This is a genomic window from Paenibacillus sp. FSL K6-1566 (assembly GCF_038050475.1).
In the GTDB taxonomy this organism is placed as follows: domain Bacteria; phylum Bacillota; class Bacilli; order Paenibacillales; family Paenibacillaceae; genus Paenibacillus_AQ; species Paenibacillus_AQ lactis.
Map to the genome: position 1 here is coordinate 1,063,267 of NZ_JBBOSR010000001.1, position 25,147 is coordinate 1,088,413.

The 25,147-nt window shown below is 52.6% G+C and carries 14 protein-coding genes and 2 pseudogenes; 12 read left to right on the top strand and 4 right to left on the bottom strand.

Going from position 1 to position 25,147, the window contains the following annotated elements; all coding sequences use genetic code 11:
• Positions 1–50: 50 nt before the first annotated feature.
• The 6 genes from NST08_RS04650 (at position 51) to NST08_RS04675 (ending at position 9,121) form a co-directional block, all read left to right on the top strand.
• Positions 51–638, top strand: a complete 588-nt coding sequence (locus NST08_RS04650; protein ID WP_251536420.1) for a DUF6385 domain-containing protein — start codon at positions 51–53, stop codon at positions 636–638.
• Positions 639–761: 123 nt separating this feature from the next.
• A complete protein-coding gene (locus tag NST08_RS04655; RefSeq protein WP_251536422.1) occupies positions 762–1,769 on the top strand; it encodes a DUF6385 domain-containing protein in 1,008 nt (335 codons plus the stop codon).
• Positions 1,770–1,826: 57 nt separating this feature from the next.
• Positions 1,827–3,866 (top strand): TPR domain-containing glycosyltransferase, encoded by a 2,040-nt coding sequence (locus NST08_RS04660; protein ID WP_251536424.1) that lies wholly within the window; start codon positions 1,827–1,829, stop codon positions 3,864–3,866.
• Positions 3,829–5,514: a glycosyltransferase gene (locus NST08_RS04665; RefSeq protein WP_251536426.1), complete on the top strand. Its 1,686-nt coding sequence runs from the start codon at positions 3,829–3,831 to the stop codon at positions 5,512–5,514. The genes NST08_RS04660 and NST08_RS04665 overlap by 38 nt, the downstream gene beginning before the upstream one ends.
• A 12-nt stretch (positions 5,515–5,526) precedes the next feature.
• On the top strand, positions 5,527–7,440 hold the full coding sequence (locus tag NST08_RS04670; protein ID WP_251536428.1) for a tetratricopeptide repeat-containing glycosyltransferase family 2 protein: 1,914 nt from the start codon (positions 5,527–5,529) through the stop codon (positions 7,438–7,440).
• Positions 7,441–7,465: 25 nt separating this feature from the next.
• Positions 7,466–9,121 carry a glycosyltransferase gene (locus NST08_RS04675; RefSeq protein WP_251536430.1) on the top strand — a complete coding sequence of 552 codons (1,656 nt, stop codon included), beginning with the start codon at positions 7,466–7,468 and terminating at the stop codon, positions 9,119–9,121.
• 352 nt (positions 9,122–9,473) lie between these two features.
• Here the strand turns inward: NST08_RS04675 and NST08_RS04680 are convergent.
• Positions 9,474–10,921: pseudogene (locus NST08_RS04680) on the bottom strand (transposase).
• Between the two features lie 77 nt (positions 10,922–10,998).
• Between NST08_RS04680 and NST08_RS04685 the strand changes: the two are divergent.
• Positions 10,999–11,333, top strand: a pseudogene (locus NST08_RS04685) (DUF302 domain-containing protein).
• Positions 11,334–11,454: 121 nt separating this feature from the next.
• On the opposite strand, the gene NST08_RS04690 reads toward NST08_RS04685, so the two are convergent.
• The 3 genes from NST08_RS04690 to NST08_RS04700 are packed head-to-tail and all read right to left on the bottom strand — an operon-like array spanning position 11,455 to position 15,254.
• Positions 11,455–12,609 (bottom strand): Ger(x)C family spore germination protein, encoded by a 1,155-nt coding sequence (locus tag NST08_RS04690; protein WP_341341490.1) that lies wholly within the window; start codon positions 12,607–12,609, stop codon positions 11,455–11,457.
• Positions 12,606–14,165, bottom strand: coding sequence for a spore germination protein (locus tag NST08_RS04695; RefSeq protein ID WP_251536434.1), 1,560 nt, complete (start codon positions 14,163–14,165; stop codon positions 12,606–12,608). The genes NST08_RS04690 and NST08_RS04695 overlap by 4 nt, the downstream gene beginning before the upstream one ends.
• 6 nt (positions 14,166–14,171) lie before the next feature.
• Positions 14,172–15,254, bottom strand: coding sequence for a GerAB/ArcD/ProY family transporter (locus NST08_RS04700; protein ID WP_251536731.1), 1,083 nt, complete (start codon positions 15,252–15,254; stop codon positions 14,172–14,174).
• 303 nt (positions 15,255–15,557) lie between these two features.
• Between NST08_RS04700 and NST08_RS04705 the strand changes: the two genes are divergently transcribed.
• The 5 genes from NST08_RS04705 (at position 15,558) to NST08_RS04725 (ending at position 25,081) form a co-directional block, all read left to right on the top strand.
• Complete coding sequence (locus NST08_RS04705) at positions 15,558–16,685, top strand: response regulator (protein ID WP_251536436.1); 1,128 nt, start codon at positions 15,558–15,560, stop codon at positions 16,683–16,685.
• Entirely contained in the window at positions 16,660–19,743 is a 3,084-nt protein-coding gene (locus tag NST08_RS04710) for a hybrid sensor histidine kinase/response regulator (protein ID WP_251536438.1), read from the top strand. Before NST08_RS04705 ends, NST08_RS04710 begins: the two co-directional genes overlap by 26 nt.
• An 88-nt stretch (positions 19,744–19,831) precedes the next feature.
• A complete protein-coding gene (locus tag NST08_RS04715) occupies positions 19,832–20,695 on the top strand; it encodes a hypothetical protein (RefSeq protein ID WP_251536440.1) in 864 nt (287 codons plus the stop codon).
• Positions 20,692–20,934 (top strand): hypothetical protein, encoded by a 243-nt coding sequence (locus tag NST08_RS04720; protein ID WP_251536442.1) that lies wholly within the window; start codon positions 20,692–20,694, stop codon positions 20,932–20,934. The genes NST08_RS04715 and NST08_RS04720 overlap by 4 nt, the downstream gene beginning before the upstream one ends.
• Positions 20,921–25,081, top strand: coding sequence for an NHL domain-containing protein (locus NST08_RS04725; RefSeq protein ID WP_340999505.1), 4,161 nt, complete (start codon positions 20,921–20,923; stop codon positions 25,079–25,081). Before NST08_RS04720 ends, NST08_RS04725 begins: the two co-directional genes overlap by 14 nt.
• The last annotated feature ends 66 nt before the right edge of the window (positions 25,082–25,147 follow it).

Consider the following 25,147-nt stretch of genomic DNA (forward strand, 5'->3'; position numbering starts at 1 on the left):
TCGTACGGAAGGTTCATATTTTATATGAACCAAAACCCGGAGGAAATCGTATGCCTAAATCAGACGTTAGAAAAAAATGCGCAAATCGAGCACATCGCCAGTGCCTGCGGCATCAAAAACTAACATGCAGGAACAAGCAGAGACCGGCTCGAAGAGGATGCAAAAAAAATAAGCATACGTCTGTATCGATCCGCCGGTTAAAGGCCTGCCGCGACAGTGTGCTTGTTTATGGCTCCGACAAGAAAAGATGCATTCACCCTGTTCTTGTCGATCGAAAAGGGCGAATCCTGGTACGTCTCATTCAGCCCATACCGTCCAGGATATTTCGGGAACGAAAGTTTACCGACATCGAGGTCCAGCCTGAATGGACGTTTCTGCCTTCGCAAGAGACTGCCAGACAGATTACTTACTCCTATGCAGTGATTAACCTTAGTGATACACCCGTTTCCGTACGGGTTGAAATTGGCCCTGACCGCGAGCATTATACAACGGATCGCGAAGAAACGGTCCCCCCCGGTCAAACTATCGTGATGGTGCCGACCCGTTTTCTTCGGTTTACACGAGTCGCCTTGCTGTCGCAGGATCAGGACAAAACGGTTCGGGTGGATGTGTATTACCAGGCGCAGTCCTCGGCATAGCATCCATTCCGAACGGCCAACCGCCTCTTTTTGGTAGGGAAGACACTCACACAAACAACATTTTCCACCTCGTCATATTTTGAATGAGGCCTTTATGGCCTCAATCAAAGGAGGGGAGAATACATGCCGAACTTTTCAGCTTTTAACACGAATGCCGACGATCTGCGCACATTAATATTCGGTAAGGACGGAAGTACAAGCAGAGCGCTGGCAGTCGACTCCAATGCCCAATTATTGGTCGGGGGAGCTACGATTACAACAGGGACCCTCGCTGCGGTACAAAGCGCCACGATCGCTGGCGGGACGCTAGATGCCTTATCGGGAGCGACGATTACCACCGGAACGCTCGCCGCCGTTCTTGGGACGACCATCACGACCGGTACTCTCGCAGCGGTACAAAGTGCAACGATCGCCGGCGGTACGCTAGATGCGTTATCGGGCGCCACGATTACCACCGGAACGCTCGCTGCCGTTCTTGGTACCACGATCACGACCGGAACGCTCGCTGCGGTGCAAAGCGCAACGATCGCTGGCGGTACGCTGGATGCCTTATCGGGAGCCACGATTACCACCGGTACACTCGCTGCTGTGCTGGGCACCACGATAACTTCGGGGACCCTTGCAGCTGTGCAGAGCGCAACGATTGCCGGCGGGACGCTGGACGCATTGTTGGGCGCCACGATCACCACGGGTACCCTCGCTGCTGTGCTAGGCACCACGATTACGGCCGGGACGTTAACGGCGGTAGAAAGTGCGACAATTACAGCGGGTACGCTGGACAGTGTGACATCGATATCCCAGAAGAGCTTCCTGGAAATTCCCAACACCAGCGTTGCGACCGGGGATACCTTCACACCGCTCGCGACGGTAACCACATCGGTGTTGGGCACCTATTCTTTCTTTATTTACAATGCCGGACCCGGTTCGAACACAGCGGATGCGCAAATTGAAATCAGCGCCAACGGGACGAACTGGTTTGTGGATGTGAGCACCGCAAGTCCGATCAGTGTCGGATCGGTCGATGTACTGGTACCCAAGCGGTTCCTGAAGTATACCCGACTTTCCTACAAATCCACGACAACCGGTCAATCGACCACCATTGATGTGTACTTTAATGCGCAAGGAACGTAAATTCGGAGGGAGTACATGGGATTCCATGTGCTCCTTTCTTAAAGAAAGGAGTTCATCATGTCCGATCCTCTATTAGGAGTTCACCTGATCGTTCGAAATGAAGAAGATCAACTCGCCCGTTGTCTGAAAAGCATAGGCCACATCGCCGATGAACTCATCGTCGTCGATACAGGATCTTCGGATCGTACGGTAGACATTGCCCGCACCTTCGGGGCAACCCTGCTCTCGGCCGTTTGGGAAGACGATTTCGCCCAAGCACGAAATGTAGCCTTATCCCACTCGATGGCTGAATGGGTCCTCGTGATCGATGCTGACGAAGAGGTCATTAAGGGCACGGACCGTTTACGGGAATATCTTATGCAAACGGATGCGAATGCCTTGACGGTGGAAATGGTCAATCGTGTGGGCAAGAAACCTTGGGAGTGCGTGACCTTCCATCCCGTACGTTTGTTTCGACGGAGGGAAGATCAGGGTTACCATTTTGTCGGTCGCATCCATGAGCAGATCGTCTCGTCAGATGGACAGTGCATCCCGGGGAAGGAGATCGCAGCCTCTCCTTTGATGCTGCTCCACGACGGATATTTGCCCGAAAAGTTGAAGGAGAAACAAAAAATCGAACGCAATTTTCATATTCTGAACCGCATACTGGCACAGCAGCCGCAGGATCCCTTTCACCTCTACAACCTCGGGATCACCTACTGCCAGATGCGAAACCCGGAGAAAGCTTCCGAAATGTTAGCATTAGCACGTGAACATACGCCTTTGGAGGCGGCCTACCGACCCACGCTGATTCGCGATAGCGCAAAAATTGAGATCGAGCTTGGCCGCTTTGAAGAGACGATTCAGCTGCTTCAGGCGGAAATCCGCAGATATCCCGATTACCCGGACCTGCATCACCTCTTAGGAGACGTATTAGCCAATACGGGGCGTTTGCAGGAAGCCTATGAGGCCTACCGTAAGGCAACACAATGCAAGGAACTGGCTCAAAAGTATGTTACAGAAACAGGCATTGGCGGGTTTCGTACGCTCCATGCTTTAGCGCGGATCGCTCGAAAATTAGGTTCGCTGCAGCAGGCAAGCGAATGGTACGAGGCATGTGTGACCGACCAGCCCTTATACGAATCCGGATTGGCAGAGTGGACCGATCTCCTTCATGAACTTGGCGTATCGGACGAAACCATTCAGGAACGGCTGCATGCGGTCACCGCATCGGCTTGTGAAGACAATCGGGCGCTGCTTGCCCGTTTGCTGACGCATGTTGGCGCCTACGCTGAAGCTTTAGGCCTGCTGAAGACGATGGAATCCCCGAGCCAGGAGCAAAAGGGGCTCTTCGCCGAATGTTTGATGCAAACCGGCCAGTTTTGCGAAGCGTTCGAACGTTTGCACGAACCGGAATCGGGTTATTCGGAAGGATCCAGGGCCCGGGTGCTGGATTCCGCTCTCTGCCGCTGGAGCGAAGAGCTCGATTTGCCTTACCGGTTTTATAAGCATTTGTCGCCCGATGAGCAGCGGATTTTTGAATGGCTCGACCGCTACGTTCAACAAGGGGAAATGAAGGAAACGTTTGTCTGCGACTCCTCCATCCGCGAGGTGGTACCTGAGTTAATGGAGCGTGCCGTTAAACGTAAACTGACACGCATCGCCCACAAACTATCCCGGTTGGATGTTTCCTTTCCGCTTCTGTTAGCAAAATCCCTATATCGCCATGGTTTTGTTCTCCCGGCAGCCGACTATTTGCTCACATTCATGAAAGACGGAACGTTAGATGGGGAAGGCATGTATTTCCTCGGGGAAATTGTCTACGACAAAGGGCATTACAATCATGCGATCGCGCTCTTCGAGGAAGTGCTGAACCAGGCCCCCGATCACGCAAGCGCGCGAATTGGCGTCTCGTTAAGCTACCTGCAGATGGCAAGAAATCTGCTCGTGGAAAGTCTGGAAAAGGCGCCACATCACCATGTCTTTCATCAAGATTTGCAACGGGTGGATACGAGCATCCGGTTGCTTGAGGCGACCGGATGGCATACGAGTTGGCATGCCGCGGAAAGGAGGAACGAACATGCCTCACCCCCGGATTTCGCTGTGCATGATCGTTAAAGACGAAGCGGACCATCTGCAGCGTTGTCTTCAAAGTGTGAAGGCGGTTGTGGATGAAATGATTGTGGTCGATACCGGTTCCTCTGACGAAACACCGGATATCGCTCGCGCGTTTGGTGCCCATGTGATCGATTTCCCCTGGAAAAATGATTTTGCCATGGCCCGCAATGTGGGATTGGATGCTGCAACGGGCCAATGGATCTTGTTTTTGGATGCCGACGAAACGCTTGATGAGGAGGATCAGGAAAAGCTTCTTCTTTGTGCACAGCATACGGAATACGATGGTTTTTTTATGAATATCCACAATGTTGTTGGCGATGGAAACCAGGGAACGTCGATCAACCCGGTACTCAGGATGTTTCGCCGGGCGAAGGAGCACCGGTTTGAAGGGCGGATTCACGAGCAAATCGCCGCGAGCATTTGCCGCCATAAACCGGACGCGGCTTTTCATATGAGCCAGGTAAAAATTCATCACGATGGATACCGGGACAGCGTGATCACGAAGAAGAACAAGGTGAACCGGAATCTGCAGCTTTTGCTGAAAACGCAGGAAGAGACCCCGGACGACCCGTTTCTTCTGTATAATCTTGGCGTCGAATACCTGCGAATCGGGCAAACCGAACAGGCTCTTCAGGCTTTTCACAAAGCACGTGCCGGAATTTCTCCGGAGGTAAGCTACGCCCATTTGTTGGTGAAATGCGAAGCACGATGCTTACAGGCGCTTGGAAGGACTGACGAGGCGATCGAGCTTTGCGCGGAAGGCTTGGTACAGTATCCAGCCTACACGGATCTACTGCATATAAAAGGAAGCTGCGAAATGGCGCTTGGGAGAATGGAAGCTGCGAAAGCATCGCTTTTCAAAGCGTATCAGCTTGGCCCGGCGCCAGAAGGCTTTCACACGGAAGAAGGTGTCGGAACGTATCAAACCTGTTATACGCTCGGATTGTTACATGAAACGTTATGCGACTATAGCGTCGCAGCAGACTGGTATTTGGCTGCACTGCGGGCAAAGCCGAGTTTGAATCCTCCGCTTTGCCGATTATTTCGGTATATGAAATGTAGAGGGCTTGAACATGAGCTCTACACCATCATTTTGCATCGATTGAACATCCGCTCGCCGGAACCGATCAGAAAAATCCTCACATTGCTGCTTGAAACCGGTTGTTATCATACCGTCTCCCTGCTCATACAGAAATGGAAACCACGTCTGCCAGAAGAATTGCCTGCTCAGGTTACGATTACCCGCAAGTTGCTCGGAGGCGATGTAAAAGGGGCACAGCGGCTTCTGAGACGTCTGCGCAGTACGCCACAAAACAAACGGACCGTGGAACAAATGAAAGGTTGGGTAGACTGGCTTCGCAGCAAAGAAGAGGTGCAATCGTTTCCGGAACGCGTCCCCTCGGAGGAGCTTCCGTTTGCCGTTCGTATCGCATCGGCGGCAGGTAAAAATCCTTTACCCATCCTGGAAACCTGGAAACGGCTGCTGGACGTGCGGGAGCCTTGGAACGCGCTGGAGGCCAAACGTTTGATTCGAACGGCCATTCATCTTGCGGATACTCGGCTGGATTACTGGAAAGGAGCACCCGAACAGGCCGGGTTGATCCGGGCTTCGCGACTGGCGGCTCCGTTTGAAGACGGATTTTCATAAGGGGAGAGGATCTTGGACACGTTAGAATTAACTTTGTGCATGATCGTCCGTGACGAAGAGAGGCATCTCGACCGCTGCCTTCAATCCGTAAAATCGTTGGTGCGGGAAATGATTGTTGTGGATACAGGATCAACCGATGGAACCCGTGACATCGCCCGCCGGCATGGTGCCACCATCATCGACTTTCCGTGGAACGAGGACTTTGCTGAAGCCCGCAATGCCGGGCTAAAGCATGCGACCGGCCGATGGATTCTTGTTTTAGACGCGGATGAGGAGCTGGGTGAGATGGACGCCAAGTCCCTCCAACACCTGATAGAACAGCCGGATGTGTACGGCTGCCATGTTCAAATGATTAACTTCATCGGCGCCCAGCCCGGAGATGAATATGTGACGGATTCGGTGTGCCGTTTGTTTCGTAACGATCCCCGTATCGCTTACACCGGACGGATTCATGAGGATATCGTCCCGTCGATCGTCGCCATCCCCGGCTCCCAGATCGCTTATGCCTCCCTTACGGTTCGCCATTACGGGTATTTAGACGAGGTGTTGGAACGGAAAAAGAAGAATGAGCGCAACCTGGCCATCCTGCAGAAAGTAGTGGAACAAAGCCCTGACGATCCACGCATGCGGTACGCACTCGGAACGGAATATTTTCAGACGGGCGATTATGCGCGTGCACTCCACATTTTTCAGCCCCTAATCCCCCAAACACCGGTATTCGCCGGATTCACGTCGGACCTGGTGTTAAAAACGGTGTATTGCCTGCGGGAAACCGGACAAGTGCAAGAAGCGTTGAACCTGACTGACGAGGCCTTGTTGTTCTATCCCGATTTTACGGATTTATGGGAGCTCAAAGCAACGATTCACATGGAAAGCGGGTATCTGGAACAGTCGCTGGAAGCCGTCATGCAAGCGTTGCAAGCCGGGCAAAACCCCTTGCAATATACGACCTCATCCGGTTCGGGGACCTATCGCAGTCGTTATTTGGCCGGAATGATCTGCGAGCGGTTGTTTCGCATGCAGGATGCGATCAGCCATTATCGAAAGGCTTTGGAGTATTCCCCCGGTTATAGTCCCGCTTGGCACCGCTTCGCATGGGTCTCCTTTGGACTTGGGACAGAGGAGGAGATGTTTGATTTCTTAACCGAGCATGAGGGGCGTATTCCAGAACACGTCCGGAATGTTTTGCTGGAAGCGGCCGTTGAAGCCAGAAGAAGGGAAACTTCCGCGAGATTACTGGGGCAGCCGGGTACCTGGCCAGTGAACCCCATCCTCTACGCCTGTTCCCTCATTCAGAACAACGAGGAGGAACAAGCCCGCTTGTTCCTGCAACAGTTGGCGGAACACCCTGAATACCGTACGGAAAGCCATCTTTATCTGTGGGCACTTTCGATGAAAGAAGACGATTGGTCGGCTGGAATGAAGCAGATCGAGCGGCTTTCCATTGCTGATCCTTCGTTCTCGGCGGTCGAGGCTTTGCTGAAGGGGGATCCTGTTTACACCCTTCCGTTATCCGCCTGCCGCAGATGCCAGCAGGCACTATTGCGAAGCGGCGCATGGCGGGCGCTTCTTCATTTCCTGCGTCAGCTGCGGCCCGGTTTGGCGGTTCCTTGGCTCCCCGTCCGAATGATGACCGCATTTCTGACCGCACCACCAGAATGCCGACAGAGCCTCGTTGAACTGTGCATCGAACGCCAAAACACGATTTCTTTCGAGGAAACGATCCTGGCTGGTGTGATTGCGCATTCGGTGGGTGATTTCGCTAAAGCCGTTACATGGTTTCAAGCTGCCCGCAGGTTGGATGCCGGTCGTCTGGAACCGTTGGCGGGTTTAGCGGCCAGTTATGTGGATATGGCAAAGCGCAGGTACGGTAACTTTGTTCTTCCATTACAAATCACCCCGCCATTGTGCTTGATTGGTTTTTGACCGATAACAGAGGAGGTTTTCATTCATGCCCACCAGTTATTATCAGGCGATCCCGCAGTTGCTGGAACAGATCATGGCGGAACAGCCGCGTTCCATTTTGGATGTTGGGGTCGGCTTCGGAAAATATGGACTGCTTTGCCGTGAAGTACTGGAGGTTCCCTTCGGGCGGTATCATAAGGAACAATGGCATGTAATCATGGATGGTATTGAAGTCTACGAGGGATATCGGAATCCGATCCATGAACATGTGTATAATCAAGTTTATTATGGGAATGTCCGCGATTTGTTGGAGAGGCTCCCCAACTACGATGTGATTTTACTCATCGATGTTTTGGAACATTTTCCGAAAGAGGAGGGGATTGCTCTTCTTCATCATCTTTTACGCCACACGGAAAAGGTACTCATCGTGTCCACCCCCCTTTATCCGTCCAACCAGGGGGAGTATTTGGGAAACATCCACGAAACCCATCGAAGCCGGTGGCATTTATTAGACTTCCGTCATTTGGAGTGCAGTTATCGTTTGATCGAAACCAGCGATGGCGGGGCCCAAATCTTCACGTTCACACCACCATGTGCCGCATCGACACCGACAATCGATTTCATTTGGGAGAAGCCTTCCGTTCGACATGCCAAGCGGCTTACTTTAGGTTACCTGTTACCGCATCCGCATCTGACCGGTGGAATGAAAATTTTGCTTGAGCAGATGTACCACCTGAAACGGCGCGGTCACCGCATACACGCTTTTTCTGTCGGAGAACCGGGAGATTCCGTTTTGCCGGCATGGTCCCACGTCGAAACGGATGAAGCCACCCTGATCCCAAAAGGCCAAAGCGTTTTCCCTTATTTTGAACATTGCGATGCCGTGGTTCTCGGATGGATAAGTCAATTGGAGGGCAGCCAAAGCAGCCGCGTTCCGCTTCTCTATTTGGAACAGGGTTATCCCTGGCTGTTTAATGATATCGCACCGGAACACTTTGCCACTGTTCGCAACTCTCTTCGCGCTTTGTACGCCGAACCTGTTGCGATTGCCTCCGTATCTCCGGTATTGGCGGACACCTTGAAATCCCGTTTTGCAAGAACAAGCCATGTGATTCCAAACGGCATCGATACAAACCGCTTCCATCCCGGCGAGCCTCCGGGGAACGGGACGATTCTGCTGGTCGGTGCGTCAAATGAACGTTTCAAGGGGTTTGTGTTTGCTCTTCGGACCTTGCAACTTGTCTGGAATAGGGGAGCGCGCTTTAACGTGCTCTGGGTTTGTCAGTCACCGCCGAAACTAAATGGATTTTCGTTTCCCATCAAATTTATCATGAATCCCCCGCAGACGGAGCTTCCTCTTTGGTATCGGCAGGCGGACTTTTTGCTCTTCAGCTCCGAATACGAAGGGTTTGGCCTTCCTCCACTGGAAGCTATGGCATCGGGGATTCCTGTCGTATCAACGAACTGTGGCGGCATCAATGTATACGCGGAACACGGGGGAAACGCCCTTCTTTCGGAACCCGGCGATATGGAACAATTCGCCGGGCATATCATTTACCTTTTACAGAATCAGGACGCGCGGCGGCAAATGGGGGAGAGGGGCCGAAACCTGGCGTTGAAATATGATTGGGCTCAAATCGTCCCCAAGCTTGAGAAAGCCCTTCGGAAAGTGGCTCTTTACGGACAATCTGAGCGGACTTGAAGTGGAGTTCAATCAAGGGGGGCCTTGAAGTAAGAAGGTGGAAATGAAAAGGTGAGGGATGAAATGGGATGGAATGATGAATAAGAGCGGTAGTTTGTTGTCCCGCAGTACCTTGTTCCCTATAGCTTTACGCTGGTTACCAAAGTCCATTGCCTCCAAAAGGCAAGTGGGCTTTGTTTTAATGGAGATCCGCAATGATTTTTTCTAACATATCACCGTAGATGTTGTAGATTTTCATATGTATGCTGAAATTTTCCTCAATGAAGATAGGGGGAGGTGACTAACCTCCGTCCCTCTTACACCACCGTACGTACCGTTCGGTATACGGCGGTTCGTCTAAATGTCCGGTGATTTAAGTCAGTTCCAGCCGTCTAACTGGAATGCAAAATGAGCAAAGCCACCAAGCCAGCGCCGAAATGAGCAGGCCTGACACCGCCTCCGTCATCACGGATTTCGTTTTTTGGCATGCCGACATACCGGTTTGAGGGCGCTTTTTCCTAAACCGGCACAACCTTTTCAAATTTTGAACGGTTGCCGTCAATAGCGCCTGTTCCTGCATGCAGTCGAGTCCGCGGCTCCGTGCGCGAACCATGCCATGCACAACTTTGCTTTCAGCAAACACATGTTCACAGCGGGTTCGCAACTTTTGCAGATGACGGTAAGAACCAGTGAGTGAATCTGTTTGGCTCTGTTTCGGATTTGGACTTCCTGGATTTTCGCCAGCCGCTTGCGTTGTCGTTCCGGATCGTTCGTTTGACGCTTGTAAATCGGTACATCCTCAAGTGTCAGGTTACGCAGAGAAACCAGTGGGACGATCCCTTGCATGAATAGGGTTTGCAGATAATCACTCGTACCGTAGGCTTTGTCAGCAGAAAGCGTTCGAATCCGGATTTGTGGATGGGCAAAACGGATCGCGGAGAGCTGCCGCAAACTCGTCTCACGCTCGGCCGATCCCGACGCGATGCTCGCTTGTGCAGACAGAATGACGCCGGACTGGACATCCGTCACATGGTGCACCAAATACCGCAAATGCGCTTCCTGACCGTTGCTCTTTTTGTACAAACGGGCATCCAGGTCCGTCACGCTGCGGTGGGTCTTGTTCGAGAAGGTTTTGCCATGAAAATCTTCATGAGTTGCTGCATCTTCCAGCCGCCGCTCTTGCTCCGCGGGCGGCGGCGTCGGCGGGCTATCGTCATCGGAATCATGGGTGGCGCAATCGGTCTGTTCATCTTGCCGGGCCATGCGAGCCAAATAGTCCTCGATCGACTCCACCGGGGCCACGACGATTTCTTTCAAGCTGTGGATAGACGCGTTGGCGCGTACTTGGGTGCCGTCGACGCCTGCATGCACATCGGATTGGACCAATCCGGCAGCGATGCACTGATCGACGACATGTTTCATCAGCGTTTCGAAAATGCCGTGTTTTCGCCATAATTTCCGAGTCTTCACCAAGGTCGTTCGATCCGGCAGGGACGGCCGCGATGGATCCGGGCGCAAGACGGATTTGAAATCCAGTCCGCAAAACCATAAATAGCCTGCATGCATGGGCAGCAGCTGGTACAATTCCCGTTCAGAGTGATTGAACAAATACGAAAGCAGCATCAGTCGAATCATCCGCTCCGGGTCAGCCGCCGGGCGGCCGGTACGTTCCGTATACAGCGGCGCCACCCAATCATGAACGATGGAAAAATCAAGCGCTTCGTTCAGTTGGCGCAGGATGTGCTTTTTCGGCACGAGTTCATCCATATCCACGAATTGGAACATCTGAGGCTGGATGGCCGATAACTTACGAGCTTTCATGTTCAATCACTCTTTCGATTGTTTGTTACAGTATAAATTCGGCAAAACCGTGGTAAAAACCTGCTTAGGCGGACTTTATCGCCGGACTTTTAAAGGAAGAACAGTTTGGCGTGCTGTGGCGGTTTAATCTTCGCGATAAACTGAAGGAAAAAGGATTTGATTTTGAGCGGGAGTACATGGTCTTGGAGGTGTGCAATCCTGCGGAAGCGAACAGAGTCATAGTGAAAATGTATTGGCCGGGTACTTCCTTCCATGTAAAATTGTGGTTTATGAAGTGGATGGAAAGACCAAAATCGGCATGCCGAAACCGAGCGCATTCATAAATATGCTGGAGGATGATGTTCTGGCGGGCATTGCTGCCGACGTGGAAGCGCGATTGATTGGTTGCATCAATCGCGCCGCGAATCCATGATTTGAAAAAAAAGAATTAGTTGGAGCCAATGGTCACTTTTCACCAGGAATCGTTCAGCCGGTCTCGCATGTATTTTGGGGCGAAATCCACACCACACGCGGGATTCCTTTACATTTAACATTTAAGTTTTGCTAGGCTTTAACTTGTACCTCCCCGTATTGGTCAGTTGAACACGGATTCGTATGTTTCGTAAAGAATCCTCATGCAGCACAAAATGATTTTCGTCTTCAATCCGGTGCCATACCGAGGGATAGCGTCGAAACAACGACTCGCCCAGATTATAAACATCGACCTTCCGCTCAAAGCCTTTCCGGTAAGTATGACGGATTTGTTCTTCAATCTTTCGTTCGGTCAGATCGATCAATTCTTTCTCGGACATTTCCTGATGCAATTCGTTAATACCTGCCTTTACCGTTACCTCGACGTCAAAATAAACGCGAAGATCTTGAGCCGACGGCTTGATGCGCACTTTTGGCTTCTCCATGACCAATACAGCCGCTAACGATTTTCCACGTTCGAGAGAAAGCGGCACGCGAACCGTCTTTTTATGCATCCAGGGCAATCCCTGCAAATCGTCCGGATCCAATTCTCCATGGTACCGATTGTTCCAAAACACGGTTATACCTGCATATTCTAACAACGGATGCGTTTTTCTACTTACTTCCCACTGATTTTTCTCAATCCGTAGAGCAGGCAGGTAACTCATCCGCGAATCTTCTTTCAGCGTCATGACAAATTGATACAACCTGATCGGTGAAATGATCGATCGTTGCCGATACTGGTCCTCCGGATTGTGCAAAATGGACATCATCGGAGACTCATTAAAGAACGGAGTCGAGTTGAAAATATCTTCAATCGATTCTTTGGTACTGAAAACCCAAACCAAATAGCGGATTTCCCTGTAACGGTTCAGCAAATCCAATACATCTTGAAATTTATTCTGTTTCAGAATGTGTTCGCTGAACACGAGCGTGGAAACATGCCCCCAAAACACCCTTTGTTGCGACGTTTCATATAAATTGTTTGCCGCTTCCGTAAACGATGCGCCTGTGCCTTTACCAACCCATACAGGCGCTTCCCTCGATTTTTGTTGTCCTTCCAACTTGGCGACGCTGGAAAAATCAATAAGTTGCAAATACACAATGTACTTTCCGTCACGATAATCGAACCCGATGGCGGTTGCATAACTAATATTTTGAAATTCCTTAATATTCCAGCAACCGGTCGTGATGACGAGTAAAGCAATCAAGATTCCTGTTATTTTCATGCCTTTCATTTTGATTGTTCTCCCCGGTTTGTATCGTCAATCGTATGAAGCATCTCCGGACGCTTTCTCTTCCACGCTAATGGCAACCGAAACAAAGCATGCGGTAAATCTTTAAAAAACGGAGGAGACATCGGGGCCAGATACGGAACCCCGAAAGACTGAAGAGACGCCAGCAAAACCAGCAACAAAAATACGCCGAGAAAAAAACCGTATAAACCGAATATGCAAGAAAATATAAACAGTATGATTCTCAGTATGCTCACCGCACCTCCTAACGCCTGATTGGTAAGTGTTGCGCCGAATACATGCGTGATCGCGCCGATGATCACGATTCCGGGCGACAAAATTCCGGCTCGAATGGCTGCATCGCCCAAGATTAAGCCTCCTACAACGGTAAGTGTCGAACCGATAGAGGAAGGAAGGTGAACGCCGGCCTCGCGCAACATTTCAAGAAAAATGAGCGCAAGAAACATCTCCAGGCCGGTGGATAAGGGGATCCCGAGACGATTCACGGTCAGCGTCGCCAGCAAGTAAAATGGAAGCTGGTCTTGATGATAAGAAAGCAGGCAGAGCCAAAATGCGGGAAGCATGAGCGACACGAATAAACCTAACAACCGCAACATTTGCCCGAACGTTGATGACAACGCTGTAAAGTGGATGTCTTCCGGCGTTTTGATCAGGAGCAGTAAGTTGGCGGGGCCAATTAATGCCGCCGGCGTTCCGTCCACCAATAAAACAAATCGCCCGTTCATCAAACAGTTGACGGTAAAGTCCGGTCTTCCGGTATACGCCATAAGCGGAAATAGCGCCCATGTCGGTTCGATCATTTCTTCAAGTTCCGTAGCGCTGAATACCCCGTCAATGGTTATTTTTTGAAGGCGTTGTTTCACCTCCTGTATGACCTTTGGATCAGCTATATCGTACATATACATCAATCCGATCCGGGTTTGCGTACGTTCGCCAAGCACCATTTGCTCATAGGCTAACGAAGGCGATTTAAGTCGTTTGCGGATGAGCGCGGCATTGGTGGCCAACTCTTCCACAAAACAATCCTTGGCTCCCCGGACGGAGACTTCGACATTGGATTCTTCCGGTTTTCTCGCCGGCAGCTTGGCAATATCAACGGAACAGATGACCCGAAGCGCGGGAATATACATAAGCAATTTGCCTTCAAAAACATGTTGCGTCGCTTTCCGTTGCCAATCATCATCCGGCAGACGTTCCAGTTGAAGCTGACTCGCCGTTTGAAGCATGCCCGCGTCCGTAAACCCGTATGTTTCATAAAAACGTTGCAACCGAGGGAGTACCACCTCATGAATCATATGCTGGCTGTCGCTCATCCCTTCGCAGAAGACGAACAGTACGCTTGAACGTTCCTCCAGTGCGTTCAAGGTGTATGTATGATGCTTGACATCGGCGCAACGGCTGAACAAATTTAAAATAGCGGAAGCATCGGCCAGTTCAACGGATGGACGTTCGGAAGTTGAAGTGTATGGTTGAAAAGAGCTGTCAACCGACCCGGACGATGGTCTAAAAATAAACTTCTTCAACCACCTTTTTAACATAGGAACTCACCTTCTCATTTTGTTGGAAATCCAGATTTTCGTTACAAGCAATGCCATCAAGCCCAAAGCAGCGTAAACGGACGCCGGGAAAAACACGCTTCCAAGAAAATCGAGGAACAGTGCATCACTCAAGGGCAGCACAACGACAACGATCATCAGCGCGCCGTATAGGATGAACCACGGCAATCGCTTGCCCGGTTTCCAAATGTCAACCATAATAAACAGGGCCAGCGAGACGCGAACAAACGTGCCGGAAAGCCACTGGTAGATGGAGAAGAAATCAAGGTGCGAGATATATTGCCCGAGTTGAACCAAACGCCATTGCTCATAAGCAGGGTAACGCTGATTTGCCGCCTCAGCAGGTCCAAACACGGCGATGGAACCCATCAGCGGTCCCAGAATCAAACCGGCCAGCAGCACATTCACGAACATGAGAGTGCCGAATCGAGGTCGTTTGGTTAAATGCTCCTGATAAAAGAGAATGCAGATTAACTCCAGTAGCCCTCCCGCGGCATATATAACGCCTTTCCATACAGGCTCCCACCCAAATTCGATGACTGGAAACAGCAGGCTGTAATCCTTGTACTTGTAGTTGGCTGTCATCACAAAATCGCCGAGCACGATTACAACCGGGAGCAAAATGCCGGTGACGATTGCAATTACTCGCAACCCGGCATACGCTGCCAAAAGATTGCAAGCGACTCCCGCAAGCACCAACGCCCAAGCCGGCGTCTGCGGCAAATAGGAAGCAATCGTCCATGTTATAGTGTCTCTTAGCGAAATGGTGCCCATAACGAACATAAAGAAAGTGAAAAAAACGAGCATACCGTTTGCCGGCAGTTTTCCAAAATGACGATACAACCAGATTTTAATCGGCGTCCCGTTCATGTTTTTGAGAATATAGGATAAACATACGATCCAGACTGGCGATGCTGCCAAAACGGTTAACACGGATACCCAGGCATCTCTTTTGGAAGCAGTCAGCAGAAGAGGGATAATAATCACGTGATTCAGAATGCCGATAGCCATCAGGATCAACATGTATCCCTGGAGCAACGATATTTTATGATTGACCGGTGCGATATCCATCACCACTTTCCGAATGAACCTCTTCTTATGCTTTCCAAATTTCCCCTTGCTAAAACAACGTGCCTGGATAGGACTAGAGCCTCTTGATTCAGCCGATTAGCAACGCAGGCTGACGACGAAGCCCGGGGAGTAATGAATGAAGTGAACGAAGGCGAATCCGACGAAAGGCAAGGAATTGGACCATTTCTGTCGAATATGTCCGTAATGTGTGGCCATGATTGGCGAAAATTGCAAATGAATGGACGATTTTTTTACTGCATGTTACGGGTGTCTTTCAATAGGCGTGCGAAGGAGGCAAGCCCAATGATTCGTGTGTTGCTCGTGGATGATGAAGAAGATGCGCTCAATCTGTTGGAGATTTTGCTCGGACAAATCGGGGATGTCAAGGTCGTCGGAAGGTTTGTGAATCCGGTTCGGGCGATCGAAGCTTTGGACACGACGCCTGTGGACGCCGTTTTCCTGGATAATCAGATGCCGGGCATGACGGGCATGGAGGCGGCGAGGAAAATGAGGGACATCCAGCCTCAAATGCCGATTGTGTTTACGACGGCGTACGCGGAGTATGCGGTGGAAGCGTTTGAAATTCAATCGACCGACTATCTGCTGAAGCCGATTGCGATGAACAGGCTGCAACATGCGGTGTCGCGCATCAAGCAAGCTGTATCCGCGTTTCGGGCCCGCCCGGACGCCAGCGTCCGTCCTTTGATCCGATGCATGGGGGGCTTTTCCATTGGGCTTCCTCATGCCGATAATCGGCTGCTCCCCTGGAAAACGAACAAGGAAAAAGAGGTCTGCGCTTTTTTGATCCATCACGAAGGGACGCCCGCGGATACCGCGCTCATCATTGAGTCGATTTGGCCGGGGTACGATGTGAAAAAGGCGAAAACCTATTTGTATACTTGCCTGTCCTACTTGCGGAGAAGCTTGCAGGAGCATGACGTGCCCATAAGCGTAGAAAAAGCCGGAAACGGGTTCGCCATCCGGCTGGACGGGGCGGCTGCCGATGTGACGGCTTTCGAGGGGATGCTGGACGACATTTTGTCGGCGGAGGAACCGGATGAACGGTTGTACGACAAGATCAACGGGTTGTACAAAGGCGAATATATGGAGGGCTGCGATTATAGCTGGGCTGTATCCAGGCAGGAGGCAATCAAAGCGAAGTATATCCGTTCGCTGCGCTGCATGCACCGTCTTTTTCGCAAGCGGGGCCGCGCGGCGCTCGCGGCGGACAGTTTGCAGCGCGTGCTTGCGATTGCGCCGGATGCCGAGGCGGACGGACGTGAGCTCATCCGGCTGCATCTGGAAGCGGGAAACCGGAATGAGGCGCTGCGCGTCTATCGGCAGCTGGAGCAGGTCATTCGCGATCAGCTCGGGGTCGCGCTGGAAGAGGAGACGGTAAGGTTGCATGGGCAAATGGGATGGTCTGGGTGAGCGGACGATGAGAAAAAAGATTGCAGCGGCGATCGTAACGCTGGCCATATTGGCCGCAACATACGGCATGTTTCTCGTTTATTTCTCGCTGGGCGGGAAGCAGACGCCAAGAGCGGAAAACGGATTTCTCGATTTGACCGCGTGGCGGTTCGCGGACGATGGCGTCGTTCCATTGGACGGCGAATGGGAGTTTTACCCGGACAAGCTCCTCTCTCATAAAGATTTCGCATCCTCCCCAACGAATGAAAGCGGCCTTTCGCCGGAGCGGATCGAAGTGCCGGGATCGTGGTCGAATCGAATGCAGACGCTCGGCGTGGCGACGTACCGTTTGCAGGTCAAAGTCGGCGATTCTGCGTCCGTTTACGGGCTGAAAACATCGTCGATCCAAATGTCCAACCGCATCATCGTCAATGGCCAGGTCGCGGGCCAAAGCGGGAATCCGGCGGAAAGGCGGAACTATGAAGCGGTGAACCGGCCTTATGCCGGCTATTTTACGTTAAAGCCCGGATGGAACGAAATCATCGTGCAGGCGGCCAACTATGATTTTCCCGCCAGCAGCGGCATCAACGAATCGATCGATCTGGGATATGCCGCGCAAATTTCCGGGCTTCGCGACAAGGCGCTCACGCACGACTGGATTACGTTTACAGCCTTTCTGATGATGGGATTGTATTTTGTCGGCTTGTACTCCCAACGGAAAAACGATTATTCCCTGATCGTATTCGGGATGGTGTGCGTGTTTTTCGCCCTGTTCACCAGCACGCGCGGCGAAAGAGTGTTGTTCAGCCTGTTCGGCTCCGTTCCGTTCTGGCTGTATCTTCGCATTCAGATGGTTTCGGCGCTTGGCGCAGGCATGGGATTTCTCCTGTACGTGTATACGGCGTTCCGTCCGTTTTGCTCCCGATGGTTGATCCGGATCGGGGTGGTCGTCGGGATGGTTCTGGCGGTCTGGGCGATCGGCTTCATTCCCCGGTTCGCGACGGATCTGTTCCGGCGACTGGTCACGATCTACGCCACTTTCCCGCTGCTGTATGCGATTTATGTATTCGTCCTGGCGGCTTTCCGCAAAGTGGAGGGAAGCCTGTACCTGGCCGTCGCCGCGATCGCCCTGAACGTCTATGCGCTGGTGCAAAATCTGAACGTTTATTTCGCCGTACCGGTTGATTCGGTGCCGCCGTTCGAACCGTTCGTGTTCCTGCTGATGCTGGCTTTGCTCATGTCGCTTCGGTTCTCCAACGCGTTCCGGAAAATCGAAGAGCTGTCCGTTCAATTGTTGAAAGCGGACAAGCTGAAAGACGAGTTTCTGGCGAGAACGTCGCATGAGTTCAAGTCGCCGCTGCACGGCGTCATGCATATCTCCAGGTCGATGCTCGACGATTCCCGTCATCCGCCGACGGCGGAGCAGCGCGAGAAGCTGCAATTGATTGCGAGCATCGCCGGCAGGCTTTCGCAGCTGGTGTACGATATTCTGGATTTTTCCAAGCTGAAGCAAGGCGAATTGTCCGTTGATCCGACGCCGATCGATGTCCGTTCGGCCGTCGAGATGCAGGTGCGCATCTATTCGTTTCTGTGCGCGGACCGCAACAATCGGCTCGAGAACCGCGTCCCCGAACATTTGCCCTATGCGCTTGCCGATGAAAGCCGGTTCAGCCAGATCGTCGGCAATCTGCTCGACAACGCGGTCAAGCATACGGAGAACGGAAGCATCGTCGTCACAGCGGCGGAGAATCGCGGCATGATTGAAGTTTCGGTCCAGGATACAGGGGAAGGCATCGAAGCGCAGAACATTCCGCACCTGTTCGAAGCGTTCCAATCGTTTGACGCGCCGATGGAGCGCCGCGGCTTCGGGCTCGGGCTGTCCATCGTCAAACAACTGGTTGAACTGCAACACGGAACGATATCGGTATCTTCGACGAAAGGCGCCGGCACGACGTTCACGTTCACCCTGCCGATCGCAGGCAGCGGCGGGAAACCGGAAACGGCTTCCCGGGCAAGCGGACATCCGGTCAAAGCGCCGGAGTACGCGCTCGCGACGCCTTATTATTTGAATCAAAAAGGGAAGCACACGGTTCTGATCGTGGATGACCAATTCCTGAATCTGAAAGTATTGATGGATGCGCTGGAGCCCCTTGGCTATAACGTCATTGCCGTCAAAAACGGCTACGAGGCGCTCGAGCAAATCGGCAAACCGAACAAGATCGATCTCGTCGTTCTCGACCTGATGATGCCGGGCCTGTCGGGGTACGAAGTGTGCCAGGAGATCCGCAAAAGCTGGACGCTGCCGGAGCTTCCCGTGCTGATGGTGACGGCGGCCATTGGGCCTCAGGACAAGGTGGCGGCGTTCGAGGCGGGTGCGAACGACTTCTTGCCGAAGCCGTTCGATCTGGCAGAGCTGAAGGCGAGAATCGGCAGCTTGCTGGCGATGAAGGAGTCGCTCGCCAAGGCGGTCGATCTGGAGGTGGCGTTTCTGCAATCGCAGATCAAGCCGCATTTTTTGTACAACGTCTTGAACAGTATTGTCGCTTCCAGTTATACGGATGCGGAACGTTCGCGAAAATTGACGACGGATCTGGCCGATTATTTACGCGGCAGCTTCCGCTTCAGCAATGCGGAGCATCGGATCACCTTCGAAGAAGAGTTCAGCCTGATCCGGACTTACGTCGAAATTGAAAAAGCGCGCTTTAAGGATCGCTTGCAATTCGAATATGACATTGCGGAAGGGATGTTCCGGGTGAGCCTCCCTCCCCTGCTGCTTCAACCGCTCGTCGAAAACGCGATTCGGCACGGGATCGGCCATCGGATCGAAGGCGGAACGGTAAAATTAACGGCTTATGAGGCGGAGGGCGAATACCGGTTTGTGATTGAAGATAACGGCGTCGGCATCGAGAACGGGTTGCTCAGTCAACTGCCGGTTTCCGGTTCGGACAGGCGTCAGGGCGTCGGTCTGCTGAATATCAACAAGCGGTTGAAATACGAATACGGCACGGGGCTGCAGATGGAAAGCGAGCCGGGCCGGGGAACGAAAGTGACGGTGCGGATTCCGGCGGAGTCGGCGTGAACGGATGTTTTTAAGGTTTTTTTAAGGTGTCGTTTCGTATAATCCAAAATGACACAGTCTCTGTCGAATTTTGGAGGTGCGAAACGAAATGAGCAAAAACTTTGTACAGCGAATAGTATTGTCGGCATGGGTGCGTCTATCCCTGGCGACATTGATTGCGATCAGCGGAATGTTCCCGGTGCTGCAGACGATGCGGGTGCAGGCTTCGTCAGATCCGGTTGTCTTCTATGTGTCGGTAACCGGCGGCGTTTACTCGCAGGACGGGCTAAGCTGGGAAACGGCGTATCCGGGTACGATGCTGCAACCTGTGATCAACAATGTACCGGATAATTCGCAAATATGGGTCGCAAAAGGGACGTATTATTCTACGGAAGACATTGATTATGAAGAAAATCCAAGCGACCCCCGAACGAAGACGTTCCATTTGCGGAACGGCATCGCCGTGTACGGCGGTTTTGCGGGGACGGAGGACAGCCTCGCGCAGCGCGATTTGACCAACGAAGAGAATGCGACGATACTTAGCGGAAACTTGGGGGACCCGGATTCGGATGCGGACAACGCGTATCATGTGTTCTATCATTCGGTGCTCGACTCTACCGCGGTATTGGATGGTGTCACGATCACGGGCGGGAATGCGAATGGTTCAATCCCCAATGATACTGATTCCGGCGGCGGGATGTACAACAAGAATGCCAGCCTGACACTGACCCATGTAACGATCGGCGGAAATACGGCATTAATCTTTGGGGGTGGGATTTATAACGAAGGCGACGAAGGCGGAAGTCCGATACTGACGGATGTAGTCGTTCAAAATAACTCCTCAACAGATAATCTTTCTGTCGGCGGCGGGATCTATAACAAGGGCGGCAGCCCGATGCTGACGCATGTGACGATTAAAGGGAATCGATCCGCTACCGGCGGCGGGATTGTAATGCCACCGGAAGCAGCATGAATTTAGATAATGTGATCATCAAAGAAAATACCGCTTTTCTCTATATGGGTGGCGGAATCGCGAGTCAGCAGTCCGGATTAACCCTGGCAAATGTGACGATCAGCGGAAATACGGCAGCTTCTTTCGGCGGTGGCGGGATATTCAGTCTGGGCGACAATTTATCCATGACGGACGTAACGGTCAGCGAGAATATAGCCACTTTTAAATTAATGGGAGGTGTTACATATGAAAGAGAATAAGATTTTTGGCAAGAGATTTTGCCTGTTCATGATGATAGCGTATTTGATGACGCTTTTGGTTCCTGGTGAGGTGATTGCAACAAGCGGCGGTACGATCAGCACGGTGGCGGGGAACGGAACGGCTGGCTCTTCCGGAGACGGAGGAGCGGCGTGGATGGCTCAGTTAAATTATCCGTATGGAGTGGCGGTGGACAGCGGCGGAAATCTCTATATCGCGGATACTTTGAACCACCGGGTTCGGAAAGTGGATGCGTCCGGGAACATCAACACGGTGGCGGGGAACGGAACGGCTGGCTCTTCCGGAGACGGAGGAGCGGCGGCATCGGCTCAGTTAAATAAACCGTTTGGAGTGGCGGTGGACAGCGGCGGAAATCTCTATATCGCGGATACTTTGAACCACCGGGTTCGGAAAGTGGATACGTCCGGGAACATCAGCACGGTGGCGGGGAACGGAACGGCTGGCTCTTCCGGAGACGGAGGAGCGGCGGCATCGGCTCAGCTAAATAAACCGTATGGAGTGGCGGTGGACAGCGGCGGAAACCTCTATATCGCGGATACCTTTAACCATCGGATTCGGAAAGTGGATGCGTCCGGGAACATCAGCACGGTGGCAGGGACCGGAACGGCAGGCAATCCCGGAGAAGGCGAGTTCGCAACATCGGCTAATATAAAGTATCCGTATGGAGTGGCGGTGGACAGCGGCGGGAATCTTTTTTATGTCGCGGATGATGGTAGCAGCCGGGTTCGGAAAGTGGATGCGTCCGGGAAAATCAGCACGGTGGCAGGGAACGGAACGGCTGGCTCTTCCGGAGACGGAGGAGCGGCGGCGTTGGCTCAGTTATATCTCCCGTATGGAGTGGCGGTGGATAGCGGCGGAAATCTCTATATCGCGGATACTTATAACCAACGGGTTCGGAAAGTGGATGCGTCCGGGAACATCAGCACGGTGGCGGGGAACGGAACGGCTGGCTCTTCCGGAGACGGAGGAGCGGCGGCGTTGGCTCAGTTAAATTTCCCGTTTGGAGTGGCGGTGGACAGCGGCGGAATTCTCTATATCGCGGATACCAACAACAACCGGGTTCGGAAAGTCGCTGCCGAACCGGTGCCTGCCAGCGGACTGACGGTCACGGCCAGCGACGTGACGGGAGAGGGAACAGACGGCGAGACGAAAATCAGCGTCGCGGAGACGGTGGGAACAGGCCATAAATTCGTCTATAAAAACTTTGAAGGAGCGGCAGTGAGCGTACCGAACGTCGGCGACACCTTGAGCGGTTATACCGATCTGCCTGCGGACGGCATCATCGCGGCGGCGAACGACGACAAGATTGCCGTGGCGGAAGTGGACGGCAGCGGCAAGGTCGTGAAGTTTGGCCAGACGACGGCGGTGGTGGTGGCCGAGCCGGTGCCCGCCAGTGGGCTGACGGTCACGTCCAGCGACGTGACGGGAGCCGGAACGGACGGCAAGACGAAAATCAGCGTCGCGGAGACGGTGGGAACAGGCCATAAATTCGTCTATAAAAACTTTGAAGGAGCGGCAGTGAGCGTACCGAACGTCGGCGACACCTTGAGCGGTTATACCGATCTGCCTGCGGACGGCATCATCGCGGCGGCGAACGACGACAAGATTGCCGTGGCGGAAGTGGACGGCAGCGGCAAGGTCGTGAAGTTTGGCCAGACGACGGCGGTGGTGGTGGCCGAGCCGGTGCCCGCCAGTGGGCTGACGGTCACGTCCAGCGACGTGACGGGAGAGGGAACAGACGGCGAGACGAAAATCAGCGTCGCGGAGACGGTGGGAACAGGCCATAAATTCGTCTATAAAAACTTTGAAGGAGCGGCAGTGAGCGTACCGAACGTCGGCGACACCTTGAGCGGTTATACCGATCTGCCTGCGGACGGCATCATCGCGGCGGCGAACGACGACAAGATTGCCGTGGCGGAAGTGGACGGCAGCGGCAAGGTCGTGAAGTTTGGCCAGACGACGGCGGTGGTGGAAGCAAATCCTGCTTCGCCACCGACCTTAACAGCAGACAGCACCAACAATTACACGACGTTTGCCATCGAGATCACTTTCATCGACGATGCGGCATGGCGAAGCGCGATCACGGCAGTGAAAGACGGCAGCAAGACTCTGAATACAACGGACTATAGCATAACAGCAGGCAAGATCACCATTAACGCGGGCGTACTCAGCGCGGGTTTCCACACCGTCACGGTCGTGGCAACCGGTTATGCGGATGCCGTCGTGACGCAGAACGTGAATCTGCAGGATCGGCCTGCCAACCCGCAGAATCTGACTGCGACTGCGGGCAATCGTTTGGTTAACTTGAACTGGAATACAGTGACGGGCGCAACTTACTATAACGTGTATATGTCTGAAAAACCAAATGCATACGGCGAAACTGCGCTTGCGACCGTAACCGGGGCGACCTACCAGGTGCAAAATCTGACGAATGGCATGACGTATTATTTTGTGGTAAAAGCAGGCAACCCGGGAGGGTTGAGTGCGGAATCCAACGAAGTCCATGCAACGCCGGCCACCGTACCTGCGGCTCCTACAAATGTTGTGGCTACAGCGGGAAACGGCAGTGCAACGGTTACCTTTACCGCTCCAGATGACAACGGCGGAAGCGCGATCACCGGATATGAAGTGTTCGATTCTAATGGAAACAAAGTCGCGACAGGAAGTGCGGACGCAACTTCGATTACGATTACCGGATTAACCAACGGCACCACGTACACATTCACGGTGAAAGCCAAAAATGCAACAGGCTCCAGTGATCCATCGACACCTTCAAACGCAGTCACACCGCGAGCACCATCGAACAATCATCATGATGACGATGAGGAGACTGGATCGCCGTCTCAACCGGCATCGCCAGTACCGCAACCTGCGAATGTGGGAGTAGATGTACTTGTGAACGGAAAGACCGAGAACACGGGGACTTTAGCGACCGCTGAAGTGAATGGCCAACGTGTGACAACCGTTGCAGTCGATGAAGAAAAACTGCAACAACGCCTTGCGGCCGAAGGAGCAGGAGCTGTAGTCACGATTCCCGTTACGTTGGACAGCGATGTTGTCGTGGGCGAATTAAACGGCCGAATGATTAAAAATATGGAGAACCTGCAAGCGGTAGTGGAGCTTCGCACCGAGAAAGCGACTTATACATTGCCTGCGGAGCGAATCAATATCGATGCGATTGCCGAGCGATTCGGCCAAAATCTCGCTCTGCAAGACATCAAGGTGAAGATTGAAATTGCGCAGCCTGACACAGATATCGTTCGCATCGTCGAGAATGCGGCCAATCGTGAAGGATTTGCGCTTGTCGTGCCGCCGCTGGACTTCAAAGTGACCGCCGTCTATGGCGATCAAACGGAAGAAGTGGCGAGATTCAGCGCCTATGTTGAGCGCACGATTGCGATTCCGGAAGGTATCGATCCACAGCGAATTACTACGGGTGTGGTCATCGAACCGGATGGTTCGACGCGGCACGTACCGACCAAGGTGATTCAGATCGACGGCAAATATTACGCCAAAATCAACAGCCTGACGAATAGCACGTACTCGGTCGTATGGCATCCGCTCGAATTTGACGATGTGGCAAACCATTGGGCGAAAGATGCGGTCAACGACATGGGATCGCGCATGGTCATCGAAGGCATCGGAAACGGCCTGTTCGATCCCGGCCGGGACATTACCCGCGCGGAATTTGCAGCGATCATCGTCCGTGCTTTGGGACTCAAGCTGCAGAGCGGAACGAGCTTCTTCTCGGACGTGAAAGAATCGGATTGGTACAGCAGTGCGGTTCGCACCGCTTATGCGTATCATTTGGTGGGCGGGTTTGAAGACGGCACCTTCCGGCCGAATGACATGATCACTCGCGAACAAGCGATGGTCATCCTTTCCAAAGCGATGACGATTACGAACTTGAAAGCCAGACTTCCTGTCCAAACCGCAGACGTAACACTTCATACGTTTGGTGATGCAGCTGAAGTATCCGCATGGGCGCAAAGCAGCGTTGCGGACAGTGTTCAGGCTGGCATAGTATCTGGAAGAAGCGGTACTGCGCTTGACCCGAAGGATTACATGACCAGGGCTGAGGTTGCAACAATTATTCAGAGACTATTACAAAAATCTGGTCTGATTTAAGTTGGAATCGGGTTCATTTATCAATAAACGTTCGGAATATGAATATGTTACCTAATTCCATCGTTC